Source organism: Sinorhizobium alkalisoli (assembly GCF_008932245.1).
Taxonomy (GTDB): domain Bacteria; phylum Pseudomonadota; class Alphaproteobacteria; order Rhizobiales; family Rhizobiaceae; genus Sinorhizobium; species Sinorhizobium alkalisoli.
The window spans coordinates 2,501,538-2,523,270 of the sequence record NZ_CP034909.1; the positions used below are offsets into that span (position 1 = coordinate 2,501,538).

A 21,733-nucleotide genomic window follows, 5' to 3' on the forward strand; every position below is an offset into this window, starting at 1 on the left:
CGAGACCATGAACTTCTCCGCCTGGTCCATTCGTAATCCGGTCGCGCCGATCCTGGCCTTTTTCGTGCTCGTCGTGCTCGGCTGGCAGTCCTTCAATTCGCTGCCGATCACCCGTTTCCCGAACATCGACGTGCCGATCGTCTCGGTCGCGGTGACCCAGAGCGGTGCGGCGCCAGCCGAACTCGAAACCCAGGTCACCAAAGAGATCGAGGACGCGGTCGCCGGCATTTCGGGCGTCGACCATATTCAATCGACCATTACCGATGGCACCTCCACCACCGCCGTGATCTTCCGCATGGAAGTGCCGACAACCCAAGCGGTTCAGGACGTCAAGGACGCGATTGACCGCATCCGTGGCGATCTGCCGACGACGATCGACGAGCCGATCGTCTCGAAGGTTGACGTCGAAGGTCAGGCGATCCAGACCTTTTCCGTCTCCTCGCCGGGCATGACGCTCGAAGAGCTCTCCTGGTTCGTCGACGACACGATCAAGCGCGAGATCCAGGGCAAGAGCGGCATCGGCCGCGTCGACCGCTATGGCGGCTCCGACCGCGAAGTCCGAATCGAACTCGACGAGGACCGGCTGAATTCCTTCGGCATCAGTGCCGCCGACGTCAACGGTCAGCTCCGCCGCATGAACCTCGATCTCGGTTCCGGCCGGGGTCAGGTCGGCGGCAGCGAACAGGCGATCCGCACGCTCGGCGATACGCGCGACGTGGCAGGCCTCGCCAACACGATGATCTCGCTGCCGAACGGCCGCTTCGTCCGCCTCTCGGAACTCGGCACCGTGACCGACACCTATGAGGAACAGAAGTCCTTCTCGCGCTTCAACGGGCATCCCGGCGTTACCTTCGCGGTCTTCCGTGCCAAGGGTGCGAGCGAGGTGACGGTGGCCGAAACGGTCGCCGAGACGCTGGAGGGGATCCGGGCCAAACATCCGGACGTCACGATCGAGATGGTCGATGACTCGGTCTATTTCACCTATGGCAATTACGAGGCGGCCATCCACACGCTGATAGAAGGTGCGCTGCTTGCCGTCATCGTCGTCATGCTGTTCCTGCGCAATTGGCGGGCTACCCTGATCGCCGCGGTCGCGCTGCCGCTTTCGGCCATTCCCACCTTCTGGGTCATGGAACTCCTGGGCTTCTCGCTGAACCTCGTGAGCTTCCTCGCCATGACGCTTGCGACGGGCATCCTTGTCGACGACGCCATCGTCGAGATCGAGAACATCGAGCGGCACATTCAGATGGGCAAGTCGCCCTATCGCGCTGCGATCGAGGCGGCGGACGAGATCGGCCTTGCGGTCATCGCCACGACTTTCACCATCATCGCCGTCTTCGTACCCGTCTCCTTCATGCCGGGCATTCCGGGGCAATATTTCATCCAGTTCGGCCTGACTGTCGCCGTCGCCGTTTTTTTCTCGCTTCTGGTCGCACGCCTGATCACGCCGGTAATGGCGGCCTATCTGATGAAGCCCACGGACGTGGGCGGCCACTACGGCGACGACGGCTTCATAATGCGCCAGTACACGCGCCTCGTGCAATTCACCACGAAGGCCTGGTACACGCGCTATTCGACGCTTCTTGCCGCGATCGTCCTCTCGGTCGGCTCGGTGGTCGCCCTCATCCTCTTCGTCCCCGGCAGCTTCCTGCCGCCGGAGGACAACTCGCGCGTCAGCCTGTCGATCGAACTGCCGCCGGACGCGATGCTCGAGGACACGGATCGGACGACCACCGAGATCTACAACCGGATCAAGGATATCGACGGCGTCGAAGACGTCTTCGTGCTTGGCGGCGCCTCTCCGAAGGGCGATCTCGAGCTCAGGCGCGCGGCCGTGACCATACTTCTCGGGAAACTCGACCATTCACTGGTCAACAGGATCGTCAATGACGTGATCGGCGGCATGCCGTTGATCGGCGAATATCTGCCGAAGCTACCGCCGGCCGGCCGCACCAAGCCGCAATCTCAGATCGAAAAGGAAATCTTCACACGGCTGCAGTCGATCCCGGACGTCCGCGTCATCAAGCTTAACGACCGCGGTGAGCGCGATCTCTCGTTCAACTTGCTCTCCAACGACGAGGCCGATCTGGACAAGGCGGTCGCGACTCTCGAAGCAAAGCTCCGTAGCGACCCGCTGCTTGCCAATGTGAGTCCGGACGGCGCTCTGCCGCGGCCGGAACTGCAAATCCGTCCGCGCGACGAGCAGATGTCCCGTCTCGGCATCACTACGGCGCAGATTTCGGAGGTGATCCGCGTAGCCACGATCGGCGACGTCGACGCGCAGCTGACGAAGATCGCGCTTGATGGGCGCCTCATCCCGGTCCGGGTGCAGCTCGATCGCGATTTCCGCAGTGACCTGGCAGCGATCCGCAATCTCAAGGTTCAGACCGCCTCCGGCGCCATGGTTCCGCTGTCGAGCGTCGCGGATATCAACTACTCTGAGGGCCCGAGCTCGATCAAGCGTTACGACCGCTATCGGGTTGTCGCGCTCGGCGCGGACCTGCCGGCCGGCGTCGCGCTCGACACCGCATCGGCCCGCTTCAAGCAGATCGCCGCCGAGGCTGAGCTCCCCTCCACCGTCCAATTCCTGGAGAGCGGCGATGCCGAGGTTCAGGCGGAGATGCAGCAGAGCTTCGGCAATGCAATGCTGCTCGGCCTGATGATGGTGCTTGTCGTGCTCATCCTGCTGTTCAAGGACGTGATCCAACCCTTCACCATTCTGTTCTCGCTGCCGCTCGCCATCGGCGGCGTGGCGGCAAGCCTGATCCTGACGCAGAATGCGCTGTCCATGCCTGTTCTGATCGGCATATTGATGCTGATGGGTATCGTCACCAAGAATGCGATCCTGCTCGTCGATTTTGGCATCGAGATGATGCACCACGGCATGGACCGGACGCTGTCGATGGTCGAGGCCGGCCGCAAGCGCGCCCGCCCGATCGTCATGACCTCGATCGCCATGTCCGCGGGCATGCTGCCTTCGGCGCTCGGCGTTGGCGAAGGCGGTTCCTTCCGCGCGCCGATGGCAATTGCGGTGATCGGCGGCATCATCGTGTCGACGGTCTTGAGCCTCGTCGTCGTCCCCTCGTTCTTCCTGATCATGGACGACCTGTCGCGGCTGCTCGCCTGGATCTTCGGCCGCTTCGTCGGCAAGAAGGACGAGGAAGTCCTGCCTCTCGACCGCGAGGCCCTGAGCAAGCTCGCCGCCGAGCAGGGCAGCACGATCGAAAGCCTGGACGAGCGCGTCAATGCGCTGGAGGCGGAACGGCGCGGCAAATCCGACCGCAAGGTCATCAGCCATCCGGCCCTTGCAGCCGAATAGTCCTTAAGACGTGTGCACGCCTGCGCGTCTGACAAGACGCGCAGCGCTAGGACGCGGATTCATTCGCGAAGTTGTTTGATCAAGGTCAATTTCCGGCGCGGCCCGAACCGCTAGTTTCGTCCCTGGCTTTTTTGGGAACGAGCGGTATGAAGACATTGCGATTGACCTCGGGCGACAGGGCCATTCTCCTCCACTCGCGCTTTTTCTCGCGGCTGGCACGGGCGACGGTGGAAGCAATTCTCGCGGACACGACAGTCTCCACACATGAGGAGCACGACGTGCTGTTTCGCGAGCAGGAGCGGATCGACGAGGTATTCTTCGTACTCTCCGGTCTCGTGCGTCTCTACCGCCTCGGCAAGGACGGCCGCGAGGCGGATGTCGCCGTCTTCCAGCGAGGCGATATGTTCGGCGTCAACGCCATGTTCCTGAACCACCGCGCGACGGCGAATGCGCAGGCCGCCGAGCCATCGATCGTGGCGCGCGTCGAGAGCCGCCGGCTCAGTCAGCTCGCGGCCGAAGAAACCGACGTCGCCCAGGCGCTCCTCGAGGTCGTCTGTCACCATGGCAAGATGACCGAGGATTGCCTCGCGGATGACCGGCTGCTGACGGCGCCGCAGCGGGTTGCCAATTATATCCTCAGCCATTGCCCGAACGGCTCTGAGACCTTCTCCTTCCGGCTGCCGTTTCAGAAGAACGTGCTCGCCGGCAAGCTCGGTCTCGCGCCGGAGGCGCTTTCGCGCGCCTTCTCGATGCTGCGCCCGTCCGGCGTCGTCGTGAAGGGACGCGTGATCGAAATCCGCAACCGCCAGGCGCTCGAGGAGTTCTGACGCCCAGCCGGCTCAAAGGCCGCCGTTTGCTGTCAGGAATTCGACGATCAGGTCGATCCCCTCCCCCCGTTTCATGTCGGAGAAGACGAAGGGTTTTTGCGCGCGCATTCGCGCCGCGTCGCGCTCCATCACCTCGAGGTCGGCGCCGACATACGGAGCAAGATCCTTCTTGTTGATCACAAGCAGATCGGACTTCGTGATGCCCGGTCCGCCCTTTCGCGGGATTTCCTCGCCTTGGCAGACGGAAATCACGTAGATGGTCAAATCCGCCAGATCGGGCGAAAAGGTGGCCGCAAGATTGTCGCCGCCGGATTCGATGAAGACGACGTCCAGGTCGGGAATGCGGCGGTTGAGTTCGGCGATCGCCTGCAGATTGATCGAGGCGTCCTCCCGGATTGCCGTATGCGGGCAGCCGCCGGTTTCGACGCCGACGATCCGCTCGGAAGACAACGCCTGCATGCGCACCAGCGCCTCCGCGTCTTCCTTGGTGTAGATGTCATTGGTGACGACGGCGACGGAATATTTCTCGCGCATCGCCTTGCAGAGCTTGTCCGTCAGCGCCGTCTTGCCGGACCCGACCGGACCGCCGATCCCGACGCGAAGAGGACCGTTTTTCGATGGCATGTCTTATGTCCTTTCCCGTCACCTGTGGGCATGCATGTGGCACATGCATCAAGAGCGAAACAGGCGCGAATGCAAGGTTTCGTGTCTCAGGCAAGCAATATCGGCCATGATTGCCGCCGACCCAAGATCGTCGAGCGATCCGCGTGCAGCGCGCGCCGAGACGCTCATGACCGACTTCTCCAACCCCGCCAGCACGCCGACGCCGTCGCGTTGGCCGGTCACGCCGCAGCGTATGGCGACCGAGACGGCATTGGAGGCGGTGGCGTGAAGATAGGCGGCGATTGCCGGTTCGAGCCCGGTCCGATGGGCTCCGGCAACCGCACCCACGGCCACCGGATAGGCCGCCTCGGGGCCCAGCGGCTCGAACACCGGATGCGGCCAATGGCGGGCAGCGGCGAGAAAAGCGCCACCGAGAAGCATGGTTTCCAGGTGCCGTTCGCGCGAACCGGCGAGCGCCTCCGCCAATTCGGCGACCGCCCGCAAGCGCTTCGCATCCTCGTGGTTCCTGTAGCTCTCGGCCAGCAGCAGCGCATCGTTCCAGGCCGCTCCCCGATGCATGAGCGTCTTCAGCCAAAGATCGAGGTCTTCGGCGCCTGTCACCAGGCCGTCATGAACCGCCTGCTCCAGCCCCCCAGAATAGGAAAAGGAGCCGACGGGAAACGCAGGAGAAAGCCAGGTGACGAGGCGGATCAACGCCTGTGTATCGGCGCGTTCAGCCATCGTGGTGGTGATCGCCGCCATGCACATGATGATGATGGTGGCCGCCCGTGCCGTGATAGGCGCCGCGCAAGGGATGAAACGGCTCGATCACGTCGCTCACCGCCGCCCCGAGGCCCTCGAGCATCACGCGGATGACTGGGTCGCGGGCGATCAGGATCCGCCCCTCCTCCACCGCCGCCGGCAGGTGCCGGTTGCCGAGGTGCCAGGCGAGTTCGATCAGGTGCAGCCTGTCGCGCGGACGTATTTCATAAAGCTGTTCTTGCGCCGCCTTCACCTCGATATGACCGCCGCCCTCCAGCACCAGGAGGTCGCCATCGGCAAGCATCACCGGCTCCTTCAAATCGAGCATCACCACGTCGTCGTTTTCGAGATGCAGGAGCTTGCGGCGCAGGTGCCGTTGGTCATGCGTCAAGGTCACACGATGGAGAGGCATCCTGTCGGCGGGCCCGGGCGAAAGGACTGCGGTCGAACGATAGGGCACGTTAGATCTCCTCGACCTTTTCCGGATGCGCCTTCAGATGTGCGATCACGTAAACCATTGAGCTCCCACCGTTTTGGCTTGGCACTCTAGGCATTTTGCGGTCAGCTGGAAACGGCTGGCGTCACACACATTCGGAAAAAACAACAAATAGCGCGGTGTAAGAATGCATTTGAGCGCTGATTTCCATAACGTTTATGCTTTCGGTTCGATCAGACCTAAAAATCAACGTGATCCGCCAATAAAAGGCCCCGGCGCCAGCGAGGCGGCGAAAATCCAAAGGACTTTCTAGGACCTACTCGCGGCAACCGGGGCCTTGTTCGGACCGTCTATTCGATCAGGCGGCGATCTTCTGCGACTTCAGTGCCGCAAGGATGTTCTGCGGCGATGAGATGCCGTAGGGATCGCTATCGCAATTGTCGGAATAGCCTTCTTCCTCGAACCATTGCTCGACCACGCCATTGTTGATGACGGCGGCGTAGCGCCAGGAGCGCATACCGAAGCCGAGATTGTCCTTGGCGACCAGCATCCCCATTTTGCGCGTAAATTCACCCGAGCCGTCCGGAATGAGCTTCACGCTTTCGAGGCCTTGCGACTTGCCCCAGGCATTCATGACGAAGGCGTCATTGACCGAAATGCAATAGATCTCATCGATGCCGAGCGCACGAAACTCCGGCGCGAGTTTCTCGAAGTCCGGCAGCTGGTAGGTCGAACAGGTAGGCGTGAAGGCGCCCGGTAGGGAAAAGAGCACAACGCGCTTGCCGGCGAAGTAGTGATCCGAGCCGACATCCTGCCAGCGAAATGGATTGGAGCCGCCGACGGATTCGTCGCGGACACGGGTGCGGAAGGTTACTGCAGGAACTTTTCTGCCGAGCATCAGGGTCTCCTTCGAATTGCTGCCGACCGCGTCAGAGAGGAAAACGCAGGCCCGCGGAAAGCGAGCGCTCTTCCTACAGGAGTTTGCGCTGCAGTGCAGCATCAAAGCTGCGATTTGAGACTGCATGGCAGCGTTGCGGCAGACGCATGGCTGATGTCGAGGAGCAATCGACGAGTTTGCCCATCAGCCCCAAATCCGACCATTTTATTAGACGAATGCGACAGATTCAGAACAGGAAGTAGCGTTGTGCCATCGGCAGCACTGTTGCCGGTTCGCATGTCAGCAGTTCCCCGTCGGCACGGACCTCATAGGTTTCGGGATCGACCTCGATATGCGGCGTCAGCCTGTTGTGGATCATCGACGCCTTGCCGATGCCGCCTCGGGTGTTCTGAACCGCGACGAGTTCCTTGGCGACGCCGAGCCTGCCCGCAAGCCCGGCATCGAGCGAGGCCTGCGAGACGAAAGTGACGGAGGAATTGGTAAGACTCTTGCCATAGGCGCCGAACATCGGTCGATAATGCACCGGCTGCGGCGTGGGGATGGAGGCGTTCGGATCGCCCATCGGCGCCGCGGCGATCGTGCCGCCGATCAGCACCATGTCCGGCTTAACGCCGAAGAAGGCCGGGTTCCAGAGGACGAGATCCGCGCGCTTGCCGACCTCGAGCGAGCCAATCTCGTGGCTCAATCCATGGGCGATCGCCGGGTTGATCGTGTATTTGGCGATGTAGCGCTTGACGCGGAAATTGTCGTTGTCGCCCGCCTCTTCCTTCAACCGTCCGCGCTGCCGCTTCATCTTGTCGGCGGTCTGCCAGGTACGGATCGCCACTTCGCCGACGCGCCCCATGGCCTGGCTGTCGGAGGAGATGATCGAGAAGGCGCCTATGTCGTGCAGGATATCCTCCGCTGCGATCGTCTCCTTGCGGATACGGCTTTCCGCAAAGGCGATGTCCTCCGGGATCGACGGCGACAGGTGATGGCAAACCATCAGCATGTCGAGATGCTCCGCCACGGTGTTGAGCGTGTAGGGCCGCGTCGGGTTGGTCGAGGACGGAATGACATTCGGCTGGCCGCAGATCTTGATGATATCCGGCGCATGGCCGCCGCCCGCCCCTTCAGTGTGGAAAGCGTGGATCGTCCGCCCCTTGATCGCCGCGATCGTATCCTCGACGAAACCGCTCTCGTTCAGCGTGTCGGTGTGGATCATCACCTGCACGTCATACTCGTCGGCAACCGAAAGGCAGCAGTCGATCGCCGCCGGCGTCGTGCCCCAATCCTCGTGCAGCTTGAGCGACGAGGCGCCACCCATCACCATTTCGACCAGCGCGCCCGGCTGCGAGGCGTTGCCCTTGCCGGCAAAGGCGAGGTTCATCGGGAAGGCGTCGGCCGCCTCGATCATGCGGGCGATGTGCCAGGGCCCCGGCGTGCAGGTGGTGGCGAGCGTGCCATGCGCCGGCCCGGTGCCGCCGCCGAGCATGCAGGTCAGCCCGCTCGTCAGCGCCTCTTCGATCTGCTGCGGGCAGATGAAGTGGATATGCGCGTCCATACCCCCTGCGGTGACGATTTTCCCTTCGCCGGCGATCGCCTCGGTACCCGGACCGACGATGATGTTCACGCTCGGTTGCGTGTCCGGATTGCCGGCCTTGCCGATGGCGGCGATGCGCCCGTCCCTGAGGCCGATATCGGCCTTGACGATTCCCCAATGGTCGACGATGAGCGCATTGGTGATGACCGTGTCGACAGCGCCTGCAGCGCGCGTCACCTGGCTCTGGCCCATGCCGTCGCGAATAACCTTGCCGCCGCCGAACTTCACCTCTTCGCCATAGGTGGTGAGATCCTTCTCGACTTCAATGAAAAGCTCGGTATCGGCAAGCCGCACCTTGTCGCCCACGGTCGGACCGAACATGTTGGCATAGGCCGCACGCGACATCTTGTAGGACATGGTTCAGGCTCCTTGAGGCAAGTCTGACGAAATGGATTGATCGAGGCGGCGAAGGCGGCCATCGGCGGCGAGCGCATCGACATAGCGACGCTCGGCCGCGAAGGGGTGCCACGCCCAGCCGCTATGGCCGAAACCGGCAAGCACGATGCGGTCGCCGCTGGAGGCGGCATTCAAGAGAATGTCGGCGACCGCAACGAGGCCGCTCGACGGAACGACGTAAGGAGAGGGCTCGAAGCGGGCGAGGTCACGCTCCAGCCGTTCCTGCGTCTCTGGGGGAACGGCGCGGTGTTTACGCCCGGTCGCACGCGCAAAGCTTTCGAAGCCGGCGGTATAGTCATCGCAGAAATCGTCAAGATCCGGGTGCGTTGCGGCAAGACCAGCCCGCATGGCGGCAAACTTCGCACCGGAGCGTACGCTCCAGATCTCGCGCGCCTGCCTCACCGGGTCGCTTGTCTTCCAGCGGCCGCCGCCGAGCATCGCGAGCGCGGGGCGACCGGTGTTGCAGACCGCGATAATGTCGGTCTTGCTGCCGCCCTTGCCGATCGAGCGGCAGTCGTTGAAACGGATCACCAGATCGGCAGTGTCGATCATCGCGGCGGCACCCTCCGGCACCTCGCCATTGCCCACGATCATGACGACGCGGCCCTCTTGCAACGTCAGTTCCCTGCGGGTTCGAGCAGTTCTTTGAGTTCTGCCGTCCGCTTTCGCGTCAGGTCCGCTAGACAGCCAGAGACGAGCATGGGCTCCATCGAGCCACCGCGCGCCTCGAAACCGGCCAGTTCACACTGGCCGTCGCGATAGCCGATCCAGGCGCGCTGCGCCTTTTTCAGCGCCCCCACGGCTCCGACATGGGCCGCGTTGATATCGCCCAGTTCCTTGTCGGTTGCCTGCATCGCGGCGATCGCCTGTCGGTAGATGCTGTTCAGTTCCATGTCGGCCGCCTCGAAATCCCGATGAGCGCAAAGGTTCAAATCCATCTGCGTCACGGCCTCCTGGCAATTCACTTCCGGCTGCTCCTGGGCGAACGCGGAAGCCGTTGAAACGATGAGGAGTAGAGCGGTGACGGGAGCAATTGGCCTCATAGCTTGCCCATCACCTGCTGGCGGAAGCCGAACACCTCGCGCTTGCCTGATAGCGGGATCAGCGTAACCTGGCGGGTCTGGCCCGGCTCGAAGCGAACGGCCGTGCCGGCAGGAATATCGAGACGCATGCCATAAGCTACCTGGCGATCGAAGTTCAGGCCAGGGTTCGTCTCCGCGAAGTGGTAATGGCTGCCGACCTGCACCGGCCGATCGCCGGAATTGGAGACCTCGATGGTGGCGGTCTCAAGACCGGCATTCAATTCGATGTCGCCGGCGGCTGCGATGATTTCCCCTGGAATCAAGTTTTTGTCCCCTCACGCAGGTCTTAGAGCGGAATGCGCTCACATACGTTCGCGCAACCGCTCTGTCTGTTTGTTTTTGCCGCATTTATGCGACGTCAGGCGATTCCACCTGACTGCAAAATGCTTTAACGGATCGGTTCATGAACGGTGACGAGCTTCGTCCCGTCCGGGAAGGTCGCCTCGATCTGAATGTCGTGGATCATGTCCGGGATGCCCTCCATCACCTGATCGCGGGTCAGCACATGCGCACCCGCCTCCATCAGTTCGGCCACGGACCGGCCGTCGCGCGCGCCTTCGACGACGAAGTCGGTAATCAGCGCGATCGCCTCCGGATGATTGAGCTTGACGCCCCGCTCCAGCCGCCGACGCGCGACCATCGCCGCCATGGAAATCAACAATTTGTCTTTTTCGCGCGGAGTGAGATTCATGAGTCGGCATCCGGGTTATTGCAGGATCAGAGAGTCCAGACTTTCGGCACAGATGCGTCCTTACGCAAGTGCGAAATGAGCGGGACGAGGATTTTTCTGAGTTCGTAACCATCGGCGGCGACCATGCGGGCGACGACCTTGTCGCGCCCGCCGACCCTGTGGTGGCTAACGCCTGCCCATGCCACCGCTGCAAGTGCTGCGCGCAGCTTCGAGAGCATCGCTTCGCTATCCGGCGCCACATAGAGAAGCGTCGCGAACGCGGCCGCGCCGCCAAGGACGGGAGGTCTTGCGGCAAGTCGGGCAATCTCGTCGGCGAGCGTCAGATTTTCGGCGTGAATCAGCTTGCCGCCGCTCGAGACGCGCCAGCGATCGCGAAAGAGGCCGGTATGCACCGTCTCGCCCATTGCCTTGCGACCGAGCAGCACCGCCTCGACGGCGAGCAGCACGGCATCGCTTGCCAGATCGACCTCGAGCACGCGCGACAGCGACGCCCGATCGAAGAGGATCGTTTCCTGCGGCAGCCAGTCGATACGGGCGCCGGCCGAGACCGACAGGCGTGTCTCGATCTCTGCGGTGCCTGCGCTCGCCTTGTAGATTTTCTCGCAGGCCTGCGTCGCCAACGTTAGGCTCGTCCCCTCCCCGGCCTCGAAGGCCCAGTTCAAACGGTCGCCGCCCGTGACGCCCCCTGACGAGTTGATGAGCACTGCTTCCATGGTACCGTCGAAGGTCTTCGGCAGGCGGAGCTTGGCGCAGCCTTCCTGGTAGAGTTCGGCTATGCGCGTGCGTCCCCCTTGAAATTTGGCGATCAGCCGCCCCTTTCCCCACGCCCTTTGCGGAGCGATGATTGCCGACGCGGTCAATGTCTCGGAGTTCCCCTGCCGGCGCGCGACCCTCGCGCAATTCCTGATCCGGCATCGTCGGAAACCGGGCGACCAAAGTCAAGCCACTGTTTCCCAAGCCAAATCGCCATCCACGACAACGGCGCCTCGACCAAGTTCCAGCGCAGCACAACACCCCCTCGGTTCGGCCGCCGCTTTCGCCGACAAGGAGGACCCCTCGTCGGGGCCCTCCTCCAACACGCGCTGCAAAGATCAGGACCGTGCGAATTCCAGAAGATCCCTGTTGAGTTCGTCCTTATGCGTGTCGGTGATGCCATGCGGAGCACCCGGATAGACCTTTAGCACCGCATGCGGAATGAGCTTCTTCGAGGCGCGGCCGGCTGCGTCGATCGGCACGATCTGGTCGTCGTCGCCATGGATGATAAGCGTCGGCACGTCGAACTTCTTCAGATCCTCGGTGAAATCCGTCTGCGAGAAGGCGACGATTGAATCATAGGTGTTCTTGTGGCCGGCCGTCATGCCCTGCAGCCAGAAACTGTCGATCATGCCTTGGGAGGGCTTTGCGCCGGGCCGATTGAAGCCGAAGAACGGACCCGACGCAATGTCCTTGTAGAGCTGCGAGCGATCGGCAAGGCTGGCGGCCTGCAGTCCGTCGAACACATCCTTCGGCAAACCGCCCGGATTGCTCTCAGCCTTCACCATCAACGGAGGAACGGCCGCGATCAGCCCCACCTTGGCTACACGCTCGGTGCCATGCCGGCCGATATAGCGGGCGATTTCGCCGCCACCGGTCGAAAAGCCGGCGAGGAAGATATCCCTCAAATCCAATTGCTCGATCATCTCGGCCAGGTCGTCGGCATAGTGGTCCATGTCGTTGCCGTCCCAGGGCTGGCTGGATCGGCCATGGCCGCGACGATCATGGGTGACGACGCGGAACCCGTTGCTGGCAAGATGGATGGCCTGCGCCTCCCAACTGTCGGACGACAACGGCCAGCCGTGGCTGAGGATCACGACCGGACCGTCCTTGGGACCCCAGTCCTTGTAATAGATTTCGACACCGTCACGCGTGAGAATGCGACTGCCCATAGTCTTTGCTCCTTGGCTTGCGGGTGAGGTTCCGGCGTCCGCCGCCGTTCTGAATTGGCGACAGAGAAAGCTGCGGCCGCGCCCGCGGCACCCAGCGCCCCGGCCAGGATTCTACGCCTGAAAAAGCCATCAGCAATCATCCGTGCTTGACCGTTCATCATACATGTACTCCTTTAGATCTCGCGATTTAATTGTGCACGATATAAAACTCCTTTTTCTTATATATCGCGTACGCTTAGATCGTGTACGATATTTAACGCTCTGGAATTCGGTTGTCAATGCCTTGCGATTATATCGCGAACGATTTACTTTGTGGGTCTCGACGTTTGGAAGAAGCCCATGGCAAACGCAGATACCCGCCCCTCCGAGGAGGTGATGAAGCTCGACGAATTTCTGTGCTTCGCCATCTATTCCGCGAATCACGCGTTCACGCGTGTCTACAAGCCGCTGCTCGATGAGTTGGGGCTCACCTATCCGCAGTACTTGGTCATGGTCGTGCTTTGGGAAAAGGACGACCAGACGGTGGGCAGCCTCGGCGAAAAGCTTTTCCTTGAATCGAGCACGCTCACGCCCATGCTGAAACGGCTGGAAGCAATGGGTTATATTTCCAGGGTTCGCGACAGGACGGACGAGCGGCAGGTACGTGTCCGCCTCACCGAAGCCGGTCGCGCTCTCAGGGAAAAAGCTAGCTCCGTGCCAAACGGAATTGTCGACGCGACTGGAATGGAACCGGCCGAGATGACCCGGCTCAAACGGGAAATCGCGGCGCTTCGCACATCGTTGTTGCGTTAGCGCATCGATCTTTGCGCGTCTGAAAGACGCGCGGCGCTGTAGCCTGTCGGACCCGAACCTTCGGTTAGCCCAGATGCGGACTTGGAGAGTTAAAGCGTCCGTAGCAGGTCTGAACTGACGCTCCACGCCGTCGAACTGCCGTCCGGACCCACGAAGCTCCCCCAGTTGATCTCATCCGCATTGCCGTCGACGCGCCGTTTTTTGGGTACGCACTCATATTGCCGTACGCCCGAGGACGCACAAAAGAGAAAGGCCCGGCTTTGTGACCGGGCCCTTCACTTGACTATTTCAAACGAGGACTACTCGTTCTGGAAGTAGCTGTACTTGCCGTCATCACCCTTCTTCCAGGTGTACATGACGTAGTCCGGACGCGTGATGTCGCCCTTTTCATCGAAGCCGAGTTCGCCGATCGCCGTCTGGAACGGGCCCTTTGCCTTGATGGCTTCGGCAACCGCCTGCGGGTCGTTGCCGCCGGCCGCCTTGGCGCCCTCAGCGATCACCTGAAGCGCCGCATAGGAATAGAGCGTGTACGCTTCCGGCTCGAAGCCGGCTGCGCGGAACTTCTCGACGAGTTCCTTGGCATTCGGGTTCTTGCGCGGATCCGGAGCGAAGGTCATCAGCGTGCCGTCGACCGCATCGCCGGCGATCGAGGCCAGTTCGTTCGAAACGATACCGTCGCCCGACATGAACGTCGCCTGCAGGCCCTGGTCCTTCATCTGACGCATGATGAGGCCGGCTTCCGTGTGCAGACCGCCGTAATACACGACCGAAACGCCGGCTTGTTTCATCTTGGCGATCAGCGCCGAGAAGTCCTTGTCGCCGGTGTTGATGCCTTCATAGAGGGCTTCGGTGACGCCGGCTTCGCCCATGGCCTTCCTGGTTTCATCGGCAAGGCCCTGACCATAAGGCGTCTTGTCGTGAACGACGGCGACCTTTGCATCCTTGAAGTTGGCGGCGATATAAGCGCCGGCAACCGCGCCCTGCTGGTCGTCACGGCCGCAGGTGCGGAACGTGTTCCAGAGACCACGCTCGGTGAACTGCGGGTTGGTCGAAGCCGGGGTGATCTGCAGGATGCCGTTTTCGGCGTAGATGTCCGACGCCGGGATAGAGACACCCGAGTTGAAGTGGCCGATCACGAACTGCACGCCATCGGCAACGAACTTGTTGGCTACCGATACGCCCTGCTTGGCGTCGGAAACGTCGTCGCCGAGTACGATCTTGATCTGTTCCCCGTTGATGCCGCCTGCCGCATTGAGGTCGGCAGCAGCCTGCTCCGCACCTTTCTGGAGCTGAGCGCCGAACGCCGCATTCGGGCCCGTCAGCGGACCAGCGACGCCGACAAGAATATCGGCCCACGCGGTGCCGCTGAAGGCGACCATTGCGGTCAGCGCCACAGCCGACAGAAGAGACTTTTTCATCTTGTTACTCCCAAATTGTCGAGCGGGTCTCATTTCAAAGCCAGCGCAATGCCCACTATTCTTGCGCCGGTGATCCTTTGCACCGGCCGCTTGCGACCGGCACATGCTGTTCCCCTATTTCGCCCTCCAAGAGAAAGGCGAGGCTTTTTCATATAACCAATAATAGTTGTTTGCCATTTGCTTGGTCAGGTAATACCGGAAACCGGCGGTAGCAAACAACAAAAGCACGACCGTGTCTACAATATAGTATTGCAGGCTGAACATCGTTCCTCCGAAAAGGGCGTGATGCACGAAACGGATAGCGAGGCCGAGCAGTGCCACATAGATCAGCAAACGCTGAACCGTCTGCCAGTTTTCGGCGACATTTTTGCCCGTTCTCCAGGCAGTCCAGCCGCCTAGGACACAGGTGACGAACAGAAACTGCCAGATTGACGCTTCTTCGTAGAGAATTCCCTGCATGTCATTAACTCCAGACGCGGCGCATCAGTGACGGCCGCCTTCGAGATAGGCGGCGCGAACTTCCGGGTTGGCGAGCAGGTCCTTGCCCGACCCGCTCATCGTTACCCGGCCATTGACCAGAACATAGGCCCGATCGGACAATTTGAGCGCGCCGAAGGCATTCTGCTCCACCAGGAAGACCGTCAGCCCCTCCTGTTTGTTGAGCTTTTTGATCGCGTCGAAAATGCCTTTGACGATCAGCGGCGCAAGGCCTAGCGACGGCTCGTCGAGCAGCAGCAGCTTCGGCCGCGCCATCAGCGCCCGGCCGATCGACAGCATCTGTTGCTCGCCGCCGGAAAGCGTTCCGCCGCGCTGGGTCTGACGCTCCTTCAGGCGCGGAAAAAGCGCAAAGACCTTCTCGACGTCCTCCTTGAAGTGCTTCAGATTGTCAAGGCTCGCTCCCATCTGGAGGTTCTCCAGAACCGTCATGCGCGGGAAGATCCGCCGCCCTTCCGGAGACTGGGCGATTCGTAGGCGGGCGATCTCGTGCGTCGGCAGACGCGTGATGTCCTGTCCCTCGAAAACGACGGAGCCGGTGCGCGCCTGCGGGCTGCCGCAGATCGTCATCATCAGCGTCGACTTTCCGGCGCCGTTCGCACCGATCAGCGAGACAATTTCCCCGCGGTGAACCTCGACGTCGACGCCGGAAAGCGCCCGGATATTGCCGTAATAGGTTTCGACACTTCTCACATTCAAAAGCGGAGCAGTCATTGCGTCATGCCTCCCTGCTCGCTTTCGATTTCCTCGATCTCTTCGATCACCTCTTCAACCTCTTCGTCCTCGACGCCCAGATAGGCCGCGATGACCTTCGGATCGTTCTTCACGTAATCCGGATTGCCGTCGGAAATCTTCTGCCCGTATTCCAGCACAACCACATGGTCGGATATCTCCATCACCACCGACATGTCGTGCTCGATCAGCAGGATGGACGTCCCTGTTTCGCCGCGAATGGTCTGCAGCAGGTCGTTGAGGGCGAGCGACTCGCGCGGGTTCAGACCGGCAGCCGGCTCGTCGAGGCAAAGCAATTCCGGACCGGTGCACATGGCGCGGGCAATTTCGAGTCGCCGTTGTGCACCATAGGGCAGGTCGCCCGCCGGATCGTCCGCACGGTCGACGAGCGATGCCATCTCGAGCCAATGCTTTGCAACCTCGATCGACTCCTTGGAGGCCTGCCGATAGGCCGGGAAGCCCAAGAGGCCGAGGATGGTAAAACCGGAGGCCAGCATCAGCTTGTTGTGCTGTGCCACCAGCAGATTTTCGAGAACCGTCAGGCCGGAGAACATCCGGATGTTCTGGAAGGTCCGCGCCACTTTGGCACGCTTGGCGATCTCGAAATCCGGCAGGCGCTCCAGGAGGAACTCTCCGCCGGACCTCTGCCTCATGGTGATCATGCCCATGGTCGGCTTGTAGAAGCCGGTGATGCAGTTGAACACCGTCGTCTTGCCGGCCCCGTTCGGGCCAATCAGTGCGGTGATTTCGCCCCGCGCCGCCTCGAAGGAGAAGTCGTTGATGGCCATGAGACCGCCGAAGCGCATCGACAGGTGCTCGACCTTGAGAATGGGGTCATTTGTCATTGTCGTTGTCTCGAGGGCCATCAGCCGTGCCCTTCCTTGGTGAAGCTGCCGGAGATGGCCTTTCGCTCATGGAGGAACGCGGTCGGCTCGCGCGATCCGACGAAGCCGCGCGGCTTCCACACCATGACGACGACCATGGCCAGGCCAAAGATCAACATCCGGTAAAGTTCAGGCGTAAAGGTCGGCCCGAAGACCGCTTTGAGGAAAGTGAGCTCGCGCAGGATTTCCGTGCCGCCGACCATCACCACCGCCGCGATTGCGATACCCGTCAGCGACCCCATGCCGCCGAGAACGACGATGGCGAGGATAACGGCCGATTCCAGGAACACGAAGGATTCCGGCGAGACGAAGCCCTGGCGGACGGCGAAGAAGGAACCCGCAAAGCCGCCGAACATCGCTCCCGTAGCAAAGGCCGTGAGTTTAGTCATCGTCGTGTTGATGCCGAGCGACCGACAGGCGATCTCATCCTCGCGAAGCGCTTCCCAGGCCCTGCCTATCGGCATCCGGCGCAGGCGGATCGTGACGTAGGCGGTCAGCAGCGCCAGTGCGAGGATCAGATAGAAGAGGAAGATCTTGTAGTAGGCCGAAGATAACGGCAGGCCGAACAGGGCTGCAAAGCCATCCTTGGAGGCATCGAACTTGATGCCGAACAGCGTCGCCTTGGCAATGCCGGAGACCCCGAACGTTCCCTTGGTGACCTCGGTCCAGTTGATCAACACGAGGCGGATAATTTCACCGAAAGCAAGCGTCACGATCGCCAGGTAGTCGCCCCTAAGGCGCAGAACCGGAAAACCGAGGATCACGCCCCAGAGAGCCGCGAGAATGCCGGCGATCGGCAGCAGTACCCAGAAGGACAGGCCGAAATAGCTGGAGAGCAGCGCATAGGAATAGGCGCCAACCGCATAGAAGGCGACATAGCCGAGATCGAGCAGGCCGGCGAGACCGACGACGATGTTGAGCCCCCAGGCAAGCATCACGTAGATCAGGATTTGGATGCCGAAATTGTCTACCCACTTCAGGGAACCCTGGACGCCGACAAGGGCCAGGATGACCGGCGGGTAAAGCGCCAGAGCGACAATCGCGATCTTGGAAAAATTGCGGCTAAAGAAGCTTTCCCCCTTCGCAATGTCCGGCGCCGCCGCCCTCGCGGCCTTCCGCTGGGCGAGCCAAGGCTGGACATAGGCGACGATCAGGAACCGGCCGACCGTGGCGACGGCGACAAAGATGGCCAGCAGCCCCCAGCGCTGCCTGAGAACGAGTTCGTTGCGGATGTTCTGGTCGGTTTCGAGGCCGACGAAGAGGACGAACAATCCGAGCGTGATGAGCCCCGCGAAGACGGCCTCGCGGAGGGCCCGCGCCGTCACCTCGGTGCCGGCGCTTGCAGTCGTGGAAGCAACATTTGCCATGGAATTATACCTTCTCGACTTCCGGTCGTCCGAGAATACCGGACGGCTTGAAGATCAGAACGATCGCGAGGATAGAGAAGGTCGCGACGTCCTTGTAGTCGATAGTGAAATAAGCCGACCACAGCGCCTCGATGAGGCCGATCAGCAGTCCGCCCAGAACGGCGCCCGGCAGCGAGCCGATGCCGCCGAGAACAGCTGCCGTGAAGGCCTTTACGCCCGGAACAAAGCCATCCGTGAAGACGACGACGCCATAATACATGAGGTACATCGTACCGGCGACCGCGGCGAGCGCCGCACCCATGATGAACGTCACCGAAATAGTTCGGTCGACGTCGACGCCAAGCAGCGCCGCCATTTTCCGGTCCTGCTCCGTGGCGCGCTGCGCGCGACCGAGAGGGGTGCGGTTGACGATGTACCAGAAGACGGACAGAAGAACCGCGGTGATGATCACGATAATGATCTGCTTCAGCGAAACCGTGATGCCGAACACATTGTAGACCGAAGAGACGAGCGGCGGAATCGGCTTGTTGCGCGGACCCTGCGTCACCTGGATGAAGTTCGACAGGACGATCGACATGCCGATCGCCGTGATCAGCGGCGCCAGCCGGAAGGATCCACGCAGCGGACGATAGGCCACCCGCTCAATGGTCCAGTTCCAAAGCGCCGCCGTAAGCATACCGACGATCATCATCAGCAGCAGCGCCAGGACAACCGGCACACCTGCGAGGAAAGACGTAAGCAGCAGGAAAATAATCAGCGCGGTGAAGCCGCCAAGCATGAATATATCGCCATGAGCGAAGTTAATCATGCCGATGATACCGTAGACCATGGTATAACCAATCGCGATCATACCATAAATAGAACCAAGCGTCAGCCCGTTGACGAGCTGCTGGACGAAGTACTCCATCAATCTTCCCCTGGACCAGATCCCGAAAGTCCGGCCTCTTGTTATTAGTTATCACTCATGAGCGTGCTCTGCGGCGATTTCATACCTCTTTCGATCGAAAATGAAAGCCAAAAATCGCGCGAATTGCGGATTCTTCCGCGAAAAAGTCAGTTCGACGCCCCTTTTGCCAGCCAGAAATCAAAAAAGATGCAGCATTCGCTTGCGAATTCATCATTCTGCCCGCGAAAATGGCGCGTCTGCCTCAAGGACGCCGGCAAACAGCCGTTCTTGATCGCCGATCTTTACACGAACTTCACGTGTCTGAAAGATAGAAGCGGCGGAAAAATGCCGGCCCCGGATCTGACGTAGGACGGCAGGACAAGCAGGAATGGAACGAGAATGCTCGGCATCTTGGAAAGATCAGCGATGGCAGCCGGACAGGCGATCCTGGAAGTCTATGATGCCGGCCCTGCAGTCACCTATAAGGCCGACACCTCACCCGTGACCGACGCAGACCATCGCGCCGAGCGCATGATCCTTGCCGAGCTTGCCGCGGCCTTCCCCGATATCCCGGTGATTGCCGAAGAATCGGTCGCTGCGGGAAATGTTCCCGACATAGCCGGCCAGCGCTTCTTTCTCGTCGATCCGCTGGACGGCACGAAGGAATTCGTCGATCGCGATAACCATTTCACCGTCAATATCGGTCTCATCGAAAACGGTGAGCCGGTCGCCGGCGTCGTCTATGCGCCGGCGCTTGGCGTCATCTATGCGGCAAAGGACGGACAGGCGAAAAAAGCAATGGTCGCGGCTGGTCGAATCGCCGGCGGCTGGAGCCGGATCGGCTGCCGGCAAATCCCGGATCGGCCGGTGGCAGTGGCGAGCCGACGGCACAGCAGTGCCGAGACCATTGCCTATCTCGCGGAGCAGGGCATCACCGACTGCGAGACGATCGGCTCGTCGCTGAAATTTTGCCTGCTGGCCGAGGGCCGGGCCGATCTCTATCCGCGCTTCAGCCGCACGATGGAGTGGGACACCGCCGCGGGCGACGCGGTCCTGAGGGCCGCGGGCGGTGAAACGCTGACCGTGGAAGGCCAGCCGCTCGCCTACGGCAAACGCGACCAGCCAAACGACAGCGACTTCGCCAACCCATGGTTCATCGCGCGCGCGAGGCGGTTTTAGCGCATCGGCCGCGGATCCCACTGCATGCCTCCTTTAATCGACCTCGATTCAAGGACATGCAGCAATTCAAACTGCTACAGCGACCTTGCGCGTTAACAAGACGCGGCGCTGTAAAGGACGCGCGCCGCTGCAGGGCACGAAGGTCAGGGCGAGCGCGGCCGCAGTCCAGCAGCAATGAGGCTGCAGAGGGACCCTTCGGTAAAGGGTTTTTCGATCCGGGGAACGTCACGCAGATGGCTGGGCAAGGGCAATATCTCGCCGCAGCCGCTGGTGAAGCCGATTTTGATCCCCCGCGCCACGAGCGCTTCTGCAACCGTGAAACTCGTCTCGTCACCGAGCCTGATATCGACGATGGCGAAATCGATCGGGTGCTCGGTTGCGATTTCCATCGCTCTTTCTGCTGTCGTCGCGGTGTAAACGTGAGTGACGCCCAACGCAGCGAGCATTTCCTCCATGTCCAAGGCGATCAGAAAATTGTCCTCAAGGACAAGAACCGACTGGATCTTCGTCACATTCTCACCGCCTGTCATCGACGTAAAGTTCCTCGATCTTGGCGTCCGTTCCGGAAGCCGGCCAGCGAAGCTAGTGTGAATACCGGACTTCGGCATTTAAAAAAGACATACCGCCCCCGTCAGATCAGCGGCCGTTTCGATTCGCCGAGCCCTTGCCAACCGGCAAGCCGAAGCAACCCCCGCACATCGCGAACTTCACAGCCCCTGTCCGCCCAACGGATGAGGTCGCGGCCGGAAAGCTTCCGCAGGGTCTTGTTGGTGTGAACGATCGAAAGGCCGAGCGTGTCGGCAACATGCTGCTGCGTCAGCGGAAGGGCGTTGCGGCCGCCTCGGAAGAGCTGCAGCGTCTCCGCGCGCTGGTAAAGAAAAGCGAGGAGATAGGCGGCTCTTTCGAGTGCGGAGCGCCGACCGATGCTCAACAGATTCTCGTCCAGAATGCGCTCTTCCCGGGCGGCGATCCAGGTGATGTCATAGGCGAGATCCGGGTGCTGCCTGTAGAGCTGTTCCAGGCCGCTCCGCTTGAACACGCAGAGCGTGACAGGCGAAAGCGCCTCGATAGAGTGCTGCATTTCACCCATCAGCGTGCCCTGCAACCCGACCATGTCTCCGGGCATGACGTAGTTCAGAATCTGTCGCCGCCCATCTTTTAGCACCTTGTAGCGAAATCCCCAGCCGGAAAGAACCGTGAAGAGATGCTCACTCCGCTGACTTTCCGACAGGATGGTTCCCCCGCCGTCGACCGACCGCTCGCCGATCTTGAAATTCGCCACGAAGGCAAGCTCGTCGTGCTGGAACGGACGAAAAATCTCAAGCGGGCGCAGGGGACAGGCCTCGCACGGCGTTGCCTTGCTGAACTTGTCTTCGTTTGCCATCGGATGCTCGCGGCGGCTTGGCAGGTTGCGCGGGAGCCTCGTGACAGAATTGGCGCGACGCGCGCGGTTCCCGTC

General features: G+C 61.3%; 23 protein-coding genes and 1 pseudogene. 5 read left to right on the forward strand and 19 right to left on the reverse strand.

Annotated features, from left to right (window positions below; genetic code table 11):
• Positions 1 to 7: 7 nt before the first annotated feature.
• The gene (locus EKH55_RS12180) at positions 8 to 3,319 is read left to right on the forward strand and encodes an efflux RND transporter permease subunit (RefSeq protein WP_151611577.1); all 3,312 of its coding nucleotides are present in this window, start codon (positions 8 to 10) and stop codon (positions 3,317 to 3,319) included.
• 146 nt (positions 3,320 to 3,465) lie between these two features.
• Positions 3,466 to 4,146, forward strand: coding sequence for a Crp/Fnr family transcriptional regulator (locus tag EKH55_RS12185; protein ID WP_069458156.1), 681 nt, complete (start codon positions 3,466 to 3,468; stop codon positions 4,144 to 4,146).
• 12 nt (positions 4,147 to 4,158) lie between these two features.
• Here the strand turns inward: EKH55_RS12185 and ureG are convergent, their stop codons facing one another.
• The 11 genes and pseudogenes from ureG to EKH55_RS12240 form a co-directional block, all read right to left on the reverse strand.
• Positions 4,159 to 4,770: an urease accessory protein UreG gene (ureG, locus tag EKH55_RS12190; RefSeq protein WP_069458157.1), complete on the reverse strand. Its 612-nt coding sequence runs from the start codon at positions 4,768 to 4,770 to the stop codon at positions 4,159 to 4,161.
• Positions 4,771 to 4,818: 48 nt separating this feature from the next.
• Positions 4,819 to 5,490 carry an urease accessory protein UreF gene (locus EKH55_RS12195; protein WP_069458217.1) on the reverse strand — a complete coding sequence of 224 codons (672 nt, stop codon included), beginning with the start codon at positions 5,488 to 5,490 and terminating at the stop codon, positions 4,819 to 4,821.
• Positions 5,483 to 5,971 (reverse strand): urease accessory protein UreE, encoded by a 489-nt coding sequence (gene ureE, locus EKH55_RS12200; protein WP_069458158.1) that lies wholly within the window; start codon positions 5,969 to 5,971, stop codon positions 5,483 to 5,485. The genes EKH55_RS12195 and ureE overlap by 8 nt, the downstream gene beginning before the upstream one ends.
• A gap of 334 nt (positions 5,972 to 6,305) precedes the next feature.
• Entirely contained in the window at positions 6,306 to 6,845 is a 540-nt protein-coding gene (locus EKH55_RS12205; RefSeq protein ID WP_069458159.1) for a peroxiredoxin, read from the reverse strand.
• Positions 6,846 to 7,071: 226 nt separating this feature from the next.
• Positions 7,072 to 8,784, reverse strand: a complete 1,713-nt coding sequence (ureC, locus tag EKH55_RS12210; protein ID WP_069458160.1) for an urease subunit alpha — start codon at positions 8,782 to 8,784, stop codon at positions 7,072 to 7,074.
• Between the two features lie 3 nt (positions 8,785 to 8,787).
• Complete coding sequence (locus tag EKH55_RS12215) at positions 8,788 to 9,438, reverse strand: Urease operon accessory protein (RefSeq protein WP_151611578.1); 651 nt, start codon at positions 9,436 to 9,438, stop codon at positions 8,788 to 8,790.
• A gap of 2 nt (positions 9,439 to 9,440) precedes the next feature.
• Complete coding sequence (locus EKH55_RS12220; protein ID WP_069458162.1) at positions 9,441 to 9,866, reverse strand: lysozyme inhibitor LprI family protein; 426 nt, start codon at positions 9,864 to 9,866, stop codon at positions 9,441 to 9,443.
• Entirely contained in the window at positions 9,863 to 10,168 is a 306-nt protein-coding gene (locus EKH55_RS12225; RefSeq protein WP_069458163.1) for an urease subunit beta, read from the reverse strand. Before EKH55_RS12225 ends, EKH55_RS12220 begins: the two co-directional genes overlap by 4 nt.
• A 125-nt stretch (positions 10,169 to 10,293) precedes the next feature.
• Positions 10,294 to 10,596, reverse strand: a complete 303-nt coding sequence (locus EKH55_RS12230) for an urease subunit gamma (RefSeq protein ID WP_069458164.1) — start codon at positions 10,594 to 10,596, stop codon at positions 10,294 to 10,296.
• Between the two features lie 26 nt (positions 10,597 to 10,622).
• Positions 10,623 to 11,456, reverse strand: a complete 834-nt coding sequence (locus EKH55_RS12235; RefSeq protein WP_151611579.1) for an urease accessory protein UreD — start codon at positions 11,454 to 11,456, stop codon at positions 10,623 to 10,625.
• Positions 11,457 to 11,687: 231 nt separating this feature from the next.
• Positions 11,688 to 12,682, reverse strand: a pseudogene (locus EKH55_RS12240) (alpha/beta fold hydrolase).
• A 178-nt stretch (positions 12,683 to 12,860) separates the two neighbouring features.
• Between EKH55_RS12240 and EKH55_RS12245 the strand changes: the two are divergent.
• Positions 12,861 to 13,313: a MarR family winged helix-turn-helix transcriptional regulator gene (locus EKH55_RS12245; protein WP_069458167.1), complete on the forward strand. Its 453-nt coding sequence runs from the start codon at positions 12,861 to 12,863 to the stop codon at positions 13,311 to 13,313.
• 299 nt (positions 13,314 to 13,612) lie between these two features.
• On the opposite strand, the gene EKH55_RS12250 is transcribed toward EKH55_RS12245, so the two are convergent.
• From EKH55_RS12250 to EKH55_RS12275, 6 genes are all read right to left on the reverse strand, one after another.
• Positions 13,613 to 14,731, reverse strand: a complete 1,119-nt coding sequence (locus EKH55_RS12250) for a branched-chain amino acid ABC transporter substrate-binding protein (protein ID WP_069458168.1) — start codon at positions 14,729 to 14,731, stop codon at positions 13,613 to 13,615.
• 114 nt (positions 14,732 to 14,845) lie between these two features.
• Positions 14,846 to 15,190 carry a DUF6867 family protein gene (locus tag EKH55_RS12255; RefSeq protein WP_069458169.1) on the reverse strand — a complete coding sequence of 115 codons (345 nt, stop codon included), beginning with the start codon at positions 15,188 to 15,190 and terminating at the stop codon, positions 14,846 to 14,848.
• Between the two features lie 24 nt (positions 15,191 to 15,214).
• Positions 15,215 to 15,940, reverse strand: a complete 726-nt coding sequence (locus EKH55_RS12260) for an ABC transporter ATP-binding protein (RefSeq protein WP_069458170.1) — start codon at positions 15,938 to 15,940, stop codon at positions 15,215 to 15,217.
• Positions 15,937 to 16,824: an ABC transporter ATP-binding protein gene (locus tag EKH55_RS12265; RefSeq protein ID WP_069458171.1), complete on the reverse strand. Its 888-nt coding sequence runs from the start codon at positions 16,822 to 16,824 to the stop codon at positions 15,937 to 15,939. Before EKH55_RS12265 ends, EKH55_RS12260 begins: the two co-directional genes overlap by 4 nt.
• Entirely contained in the window at positions 16,824 to 18,209 is a 1,386-nt protein-coding gene (gene livM, locus EKH55_RS12270; protein ID WP_069458172.1) for a high-affinity branched-chain amino acid ABC transporter permease LivM, read from the reverse strand. The genes EKH55_RS12265 and livM overlap by 1 nt, the downstream gene beginning before the upstream one ends.
• Before the next feature lie 4 nt (positions 18,210 to 18,213).
• Positions 18,214 to 19,116 (reverse strand): branched-chain amino acid ABC transporter permease, encoded by a 903-nt coding sequence (locus EKH55_RS12275; RefSeq protein ID WP_069458173.1) that lies wholly within the window; start codon positions 19,114 to 19,116, stop codon positions 18,214 to 18,216.
• A gap of 57 nt (positions 19,117 to 19,173) precedes the next feature.
• Here EKH55_RS12275 and EKH55_RS12280 point away from each other — a divergent pair, with 57 nt between their 5' ends.
• The gene (locus EKH55_RS12280) at positions 19,174 to 19,464 is read left to right on the forward strand and encodes a hypothetical protein (RefSeq protein WP_069458174.1); all 291 of its coding nucleotides are present in this window, start codon (positions 19,174 to 19,176) and stop codon (positions 19,462 to 19,464) included.
• Between the two features lie 30 nt (positions 19,465 to 19,494).
• The gene (cysQ, locus tag EKH55_RS12285; protein WP_069458175.1) at positions 19,495 to 20,274 is read left to right on the forward strand and encodes a 3'(2'),5'-bisphosphate nucleotidase CysQ; all 780 of its coding nucleotides are present in this window, start codon (positions 19,495 to 19,497) and stop codon (positions 20,272 to 20,274) included.
• 143 nt (positions 20,275 to 20,417) lie between these two features.
• Here cysQ and EKH55_RS12290 read toward each other — a convergent pair whose 3' ends face one another.
• Both EKH55_RS12290 and EKH55_RS12295 read right to left on the reverse strand, forming a co-directional pair.
• Positions 20,418 to 20,804, reverse strand: coding sequence for a response regulator (locus EKH55_RS12290; RefSeq protein WP_069458176.1), 387 nt, complete (start codon positions 20,802 to 20,804; stop codon positions 20,418 to 20,420).
• A gap of 101 nt (positions 20,805 to 20,905) precedes the next feature.
• A complete protein-coding gene (locus tag EKH55_RS12295; protein WP_069458177.1) occupies positions 20,906 to 21,658 on the reverse strand; it encodes a Crp/Fnr family transcriptional regulator in 753 nt (250 codons plus the stop codon).
• Positions 21,659 to 21,733: the final 75 nt, after the last annotated feature.

Coding starts and splice junctions, on each gene's coding strand:
- EKH55_RS12250 (WP_069458168.1), bottom strand. CDS start 14,731: ATGAAAAAGTCTCTTCTGTCGGCTGTGGCGCTGACCGCAATGGTCGCC.
- EKH55_RS12295 (WP_069458177.1), bottom strand. CDS start 21,658: ATGGCAAACGAAGACAAGTTCAGCAAGGCAACGCCGTGCGAGGCCTGT.
- EKH55_RS12275 (WP_069458173.1), bottom strand. CDS start 19,116: ATGGAGTACTTCGTCCAGCAGCTCGTCAACGGGCTGACGCTTGGTTCT.
- EKH55_RS12195 (WP_069458217.1), bottom strand. CDS start 5,490: ATGGCTGAACGCGCCGATACACAGGCGTTGATCCGCCTCGTCACCTGG.
- ureC (WP_069458160.1), bottom strand. CDS start 8,784: ATGTCCTACAAGATGTCGCGTGCGGCCTATGCCAACATGTTCGGTCCG.
- EKH55_RS12205 (WP_069458159.1), bottom strand. CDS start 6,845: ATGCTCGGCAGAAAAGTTCCTGCAGTAACCTTCCGCACCCGTGTCCGC.
- EKH55_RS12230 (WP_069458164.1), bottom strand. CDS start 10,596: ATGAATCTCACTCCGCGCGAAAAAGACAAATTGTTGATTTCCATGGCG.
- EKH55_RS12280 (WP_069458174.1), top strand. CDS start 19,174: ATGAGCGTGCTCTGCGGCGATTTCATACCTCTTTCGATCGAAAATGAA.
- EKH55_RS12185 (WP_069458156.1), top strand. CDS start 3,466: ATGAAGACATTGCGATTGACCTCGGGCGACAGGGCCATTCTCCTCCAC.
- EKH55_RS12255 (WP_069458169.1), bottom strand. CDS start 15,190: ATGCAGGGAATTCTCTACGAAGAAGCGTCAATCTGGCAGTTTCTGTTC.
- EKH55_RS12245 (WP_069458167.1), top strand. CDS start 12,861: ATGGCAAACGCAGATACCCGCCCCTCCGAGGAGGTGATGAAGCTCGAC.
- livM (WP_069458172.1), bottom strand. CDS start 18,209: ATGGCAAATGTTGCTTCCACGACTGCAAGCGCCGGCACCGAGGTGACG.
- EKH55_RS12265 (WP_069458171.1), bottom strand. CDS start 16,824: ATGGCCCTCGAGACAACGACAATGACAAATGACCCCATTCTCAAGGTC.
- EKH55_RS12290 (WP_069458176.1), bottom strand. CDS start 20,804: ATGACAGGCGGTGAGAATGTGACGAAGATCCAGTCGGTTCTTGTCCTT.
- cysQ (WP_069458175.1), top strand. CDS start 19,495: ATGCTCGGCATCTTGGAAAGATCAGCGATGGCAGCCGGACAGGCGATC.
- EKH55_RS12260 (WP_069458170.1), bottom strand. CDS start 15,940: ATGACTGCTCCGCTTTTGAATGTGAGAAGTGTCGAAACCTATTACGGC.
- EKH55_RS12220 (WP_069458162.1), bottom strand. CDS start 9,866: ATGAGGCCAATTGCTCCCGTCACCGCTCTACTCCTCATCGTTTCAACG.
- ureG (WP_069458157.1), bottom strand. CDS start 4,770: ATGCCATCGAAAAACGGTCCTCTTCGCGTCGGGATCGGCGGTCCGGTC.
- EKH55_RS12180 (WP_151611577.1), top strand. CDS start 8: ATGAACTTCTCCGCCTGGTCCATTCGTAATCCGGTCGCGCCGATCCTG.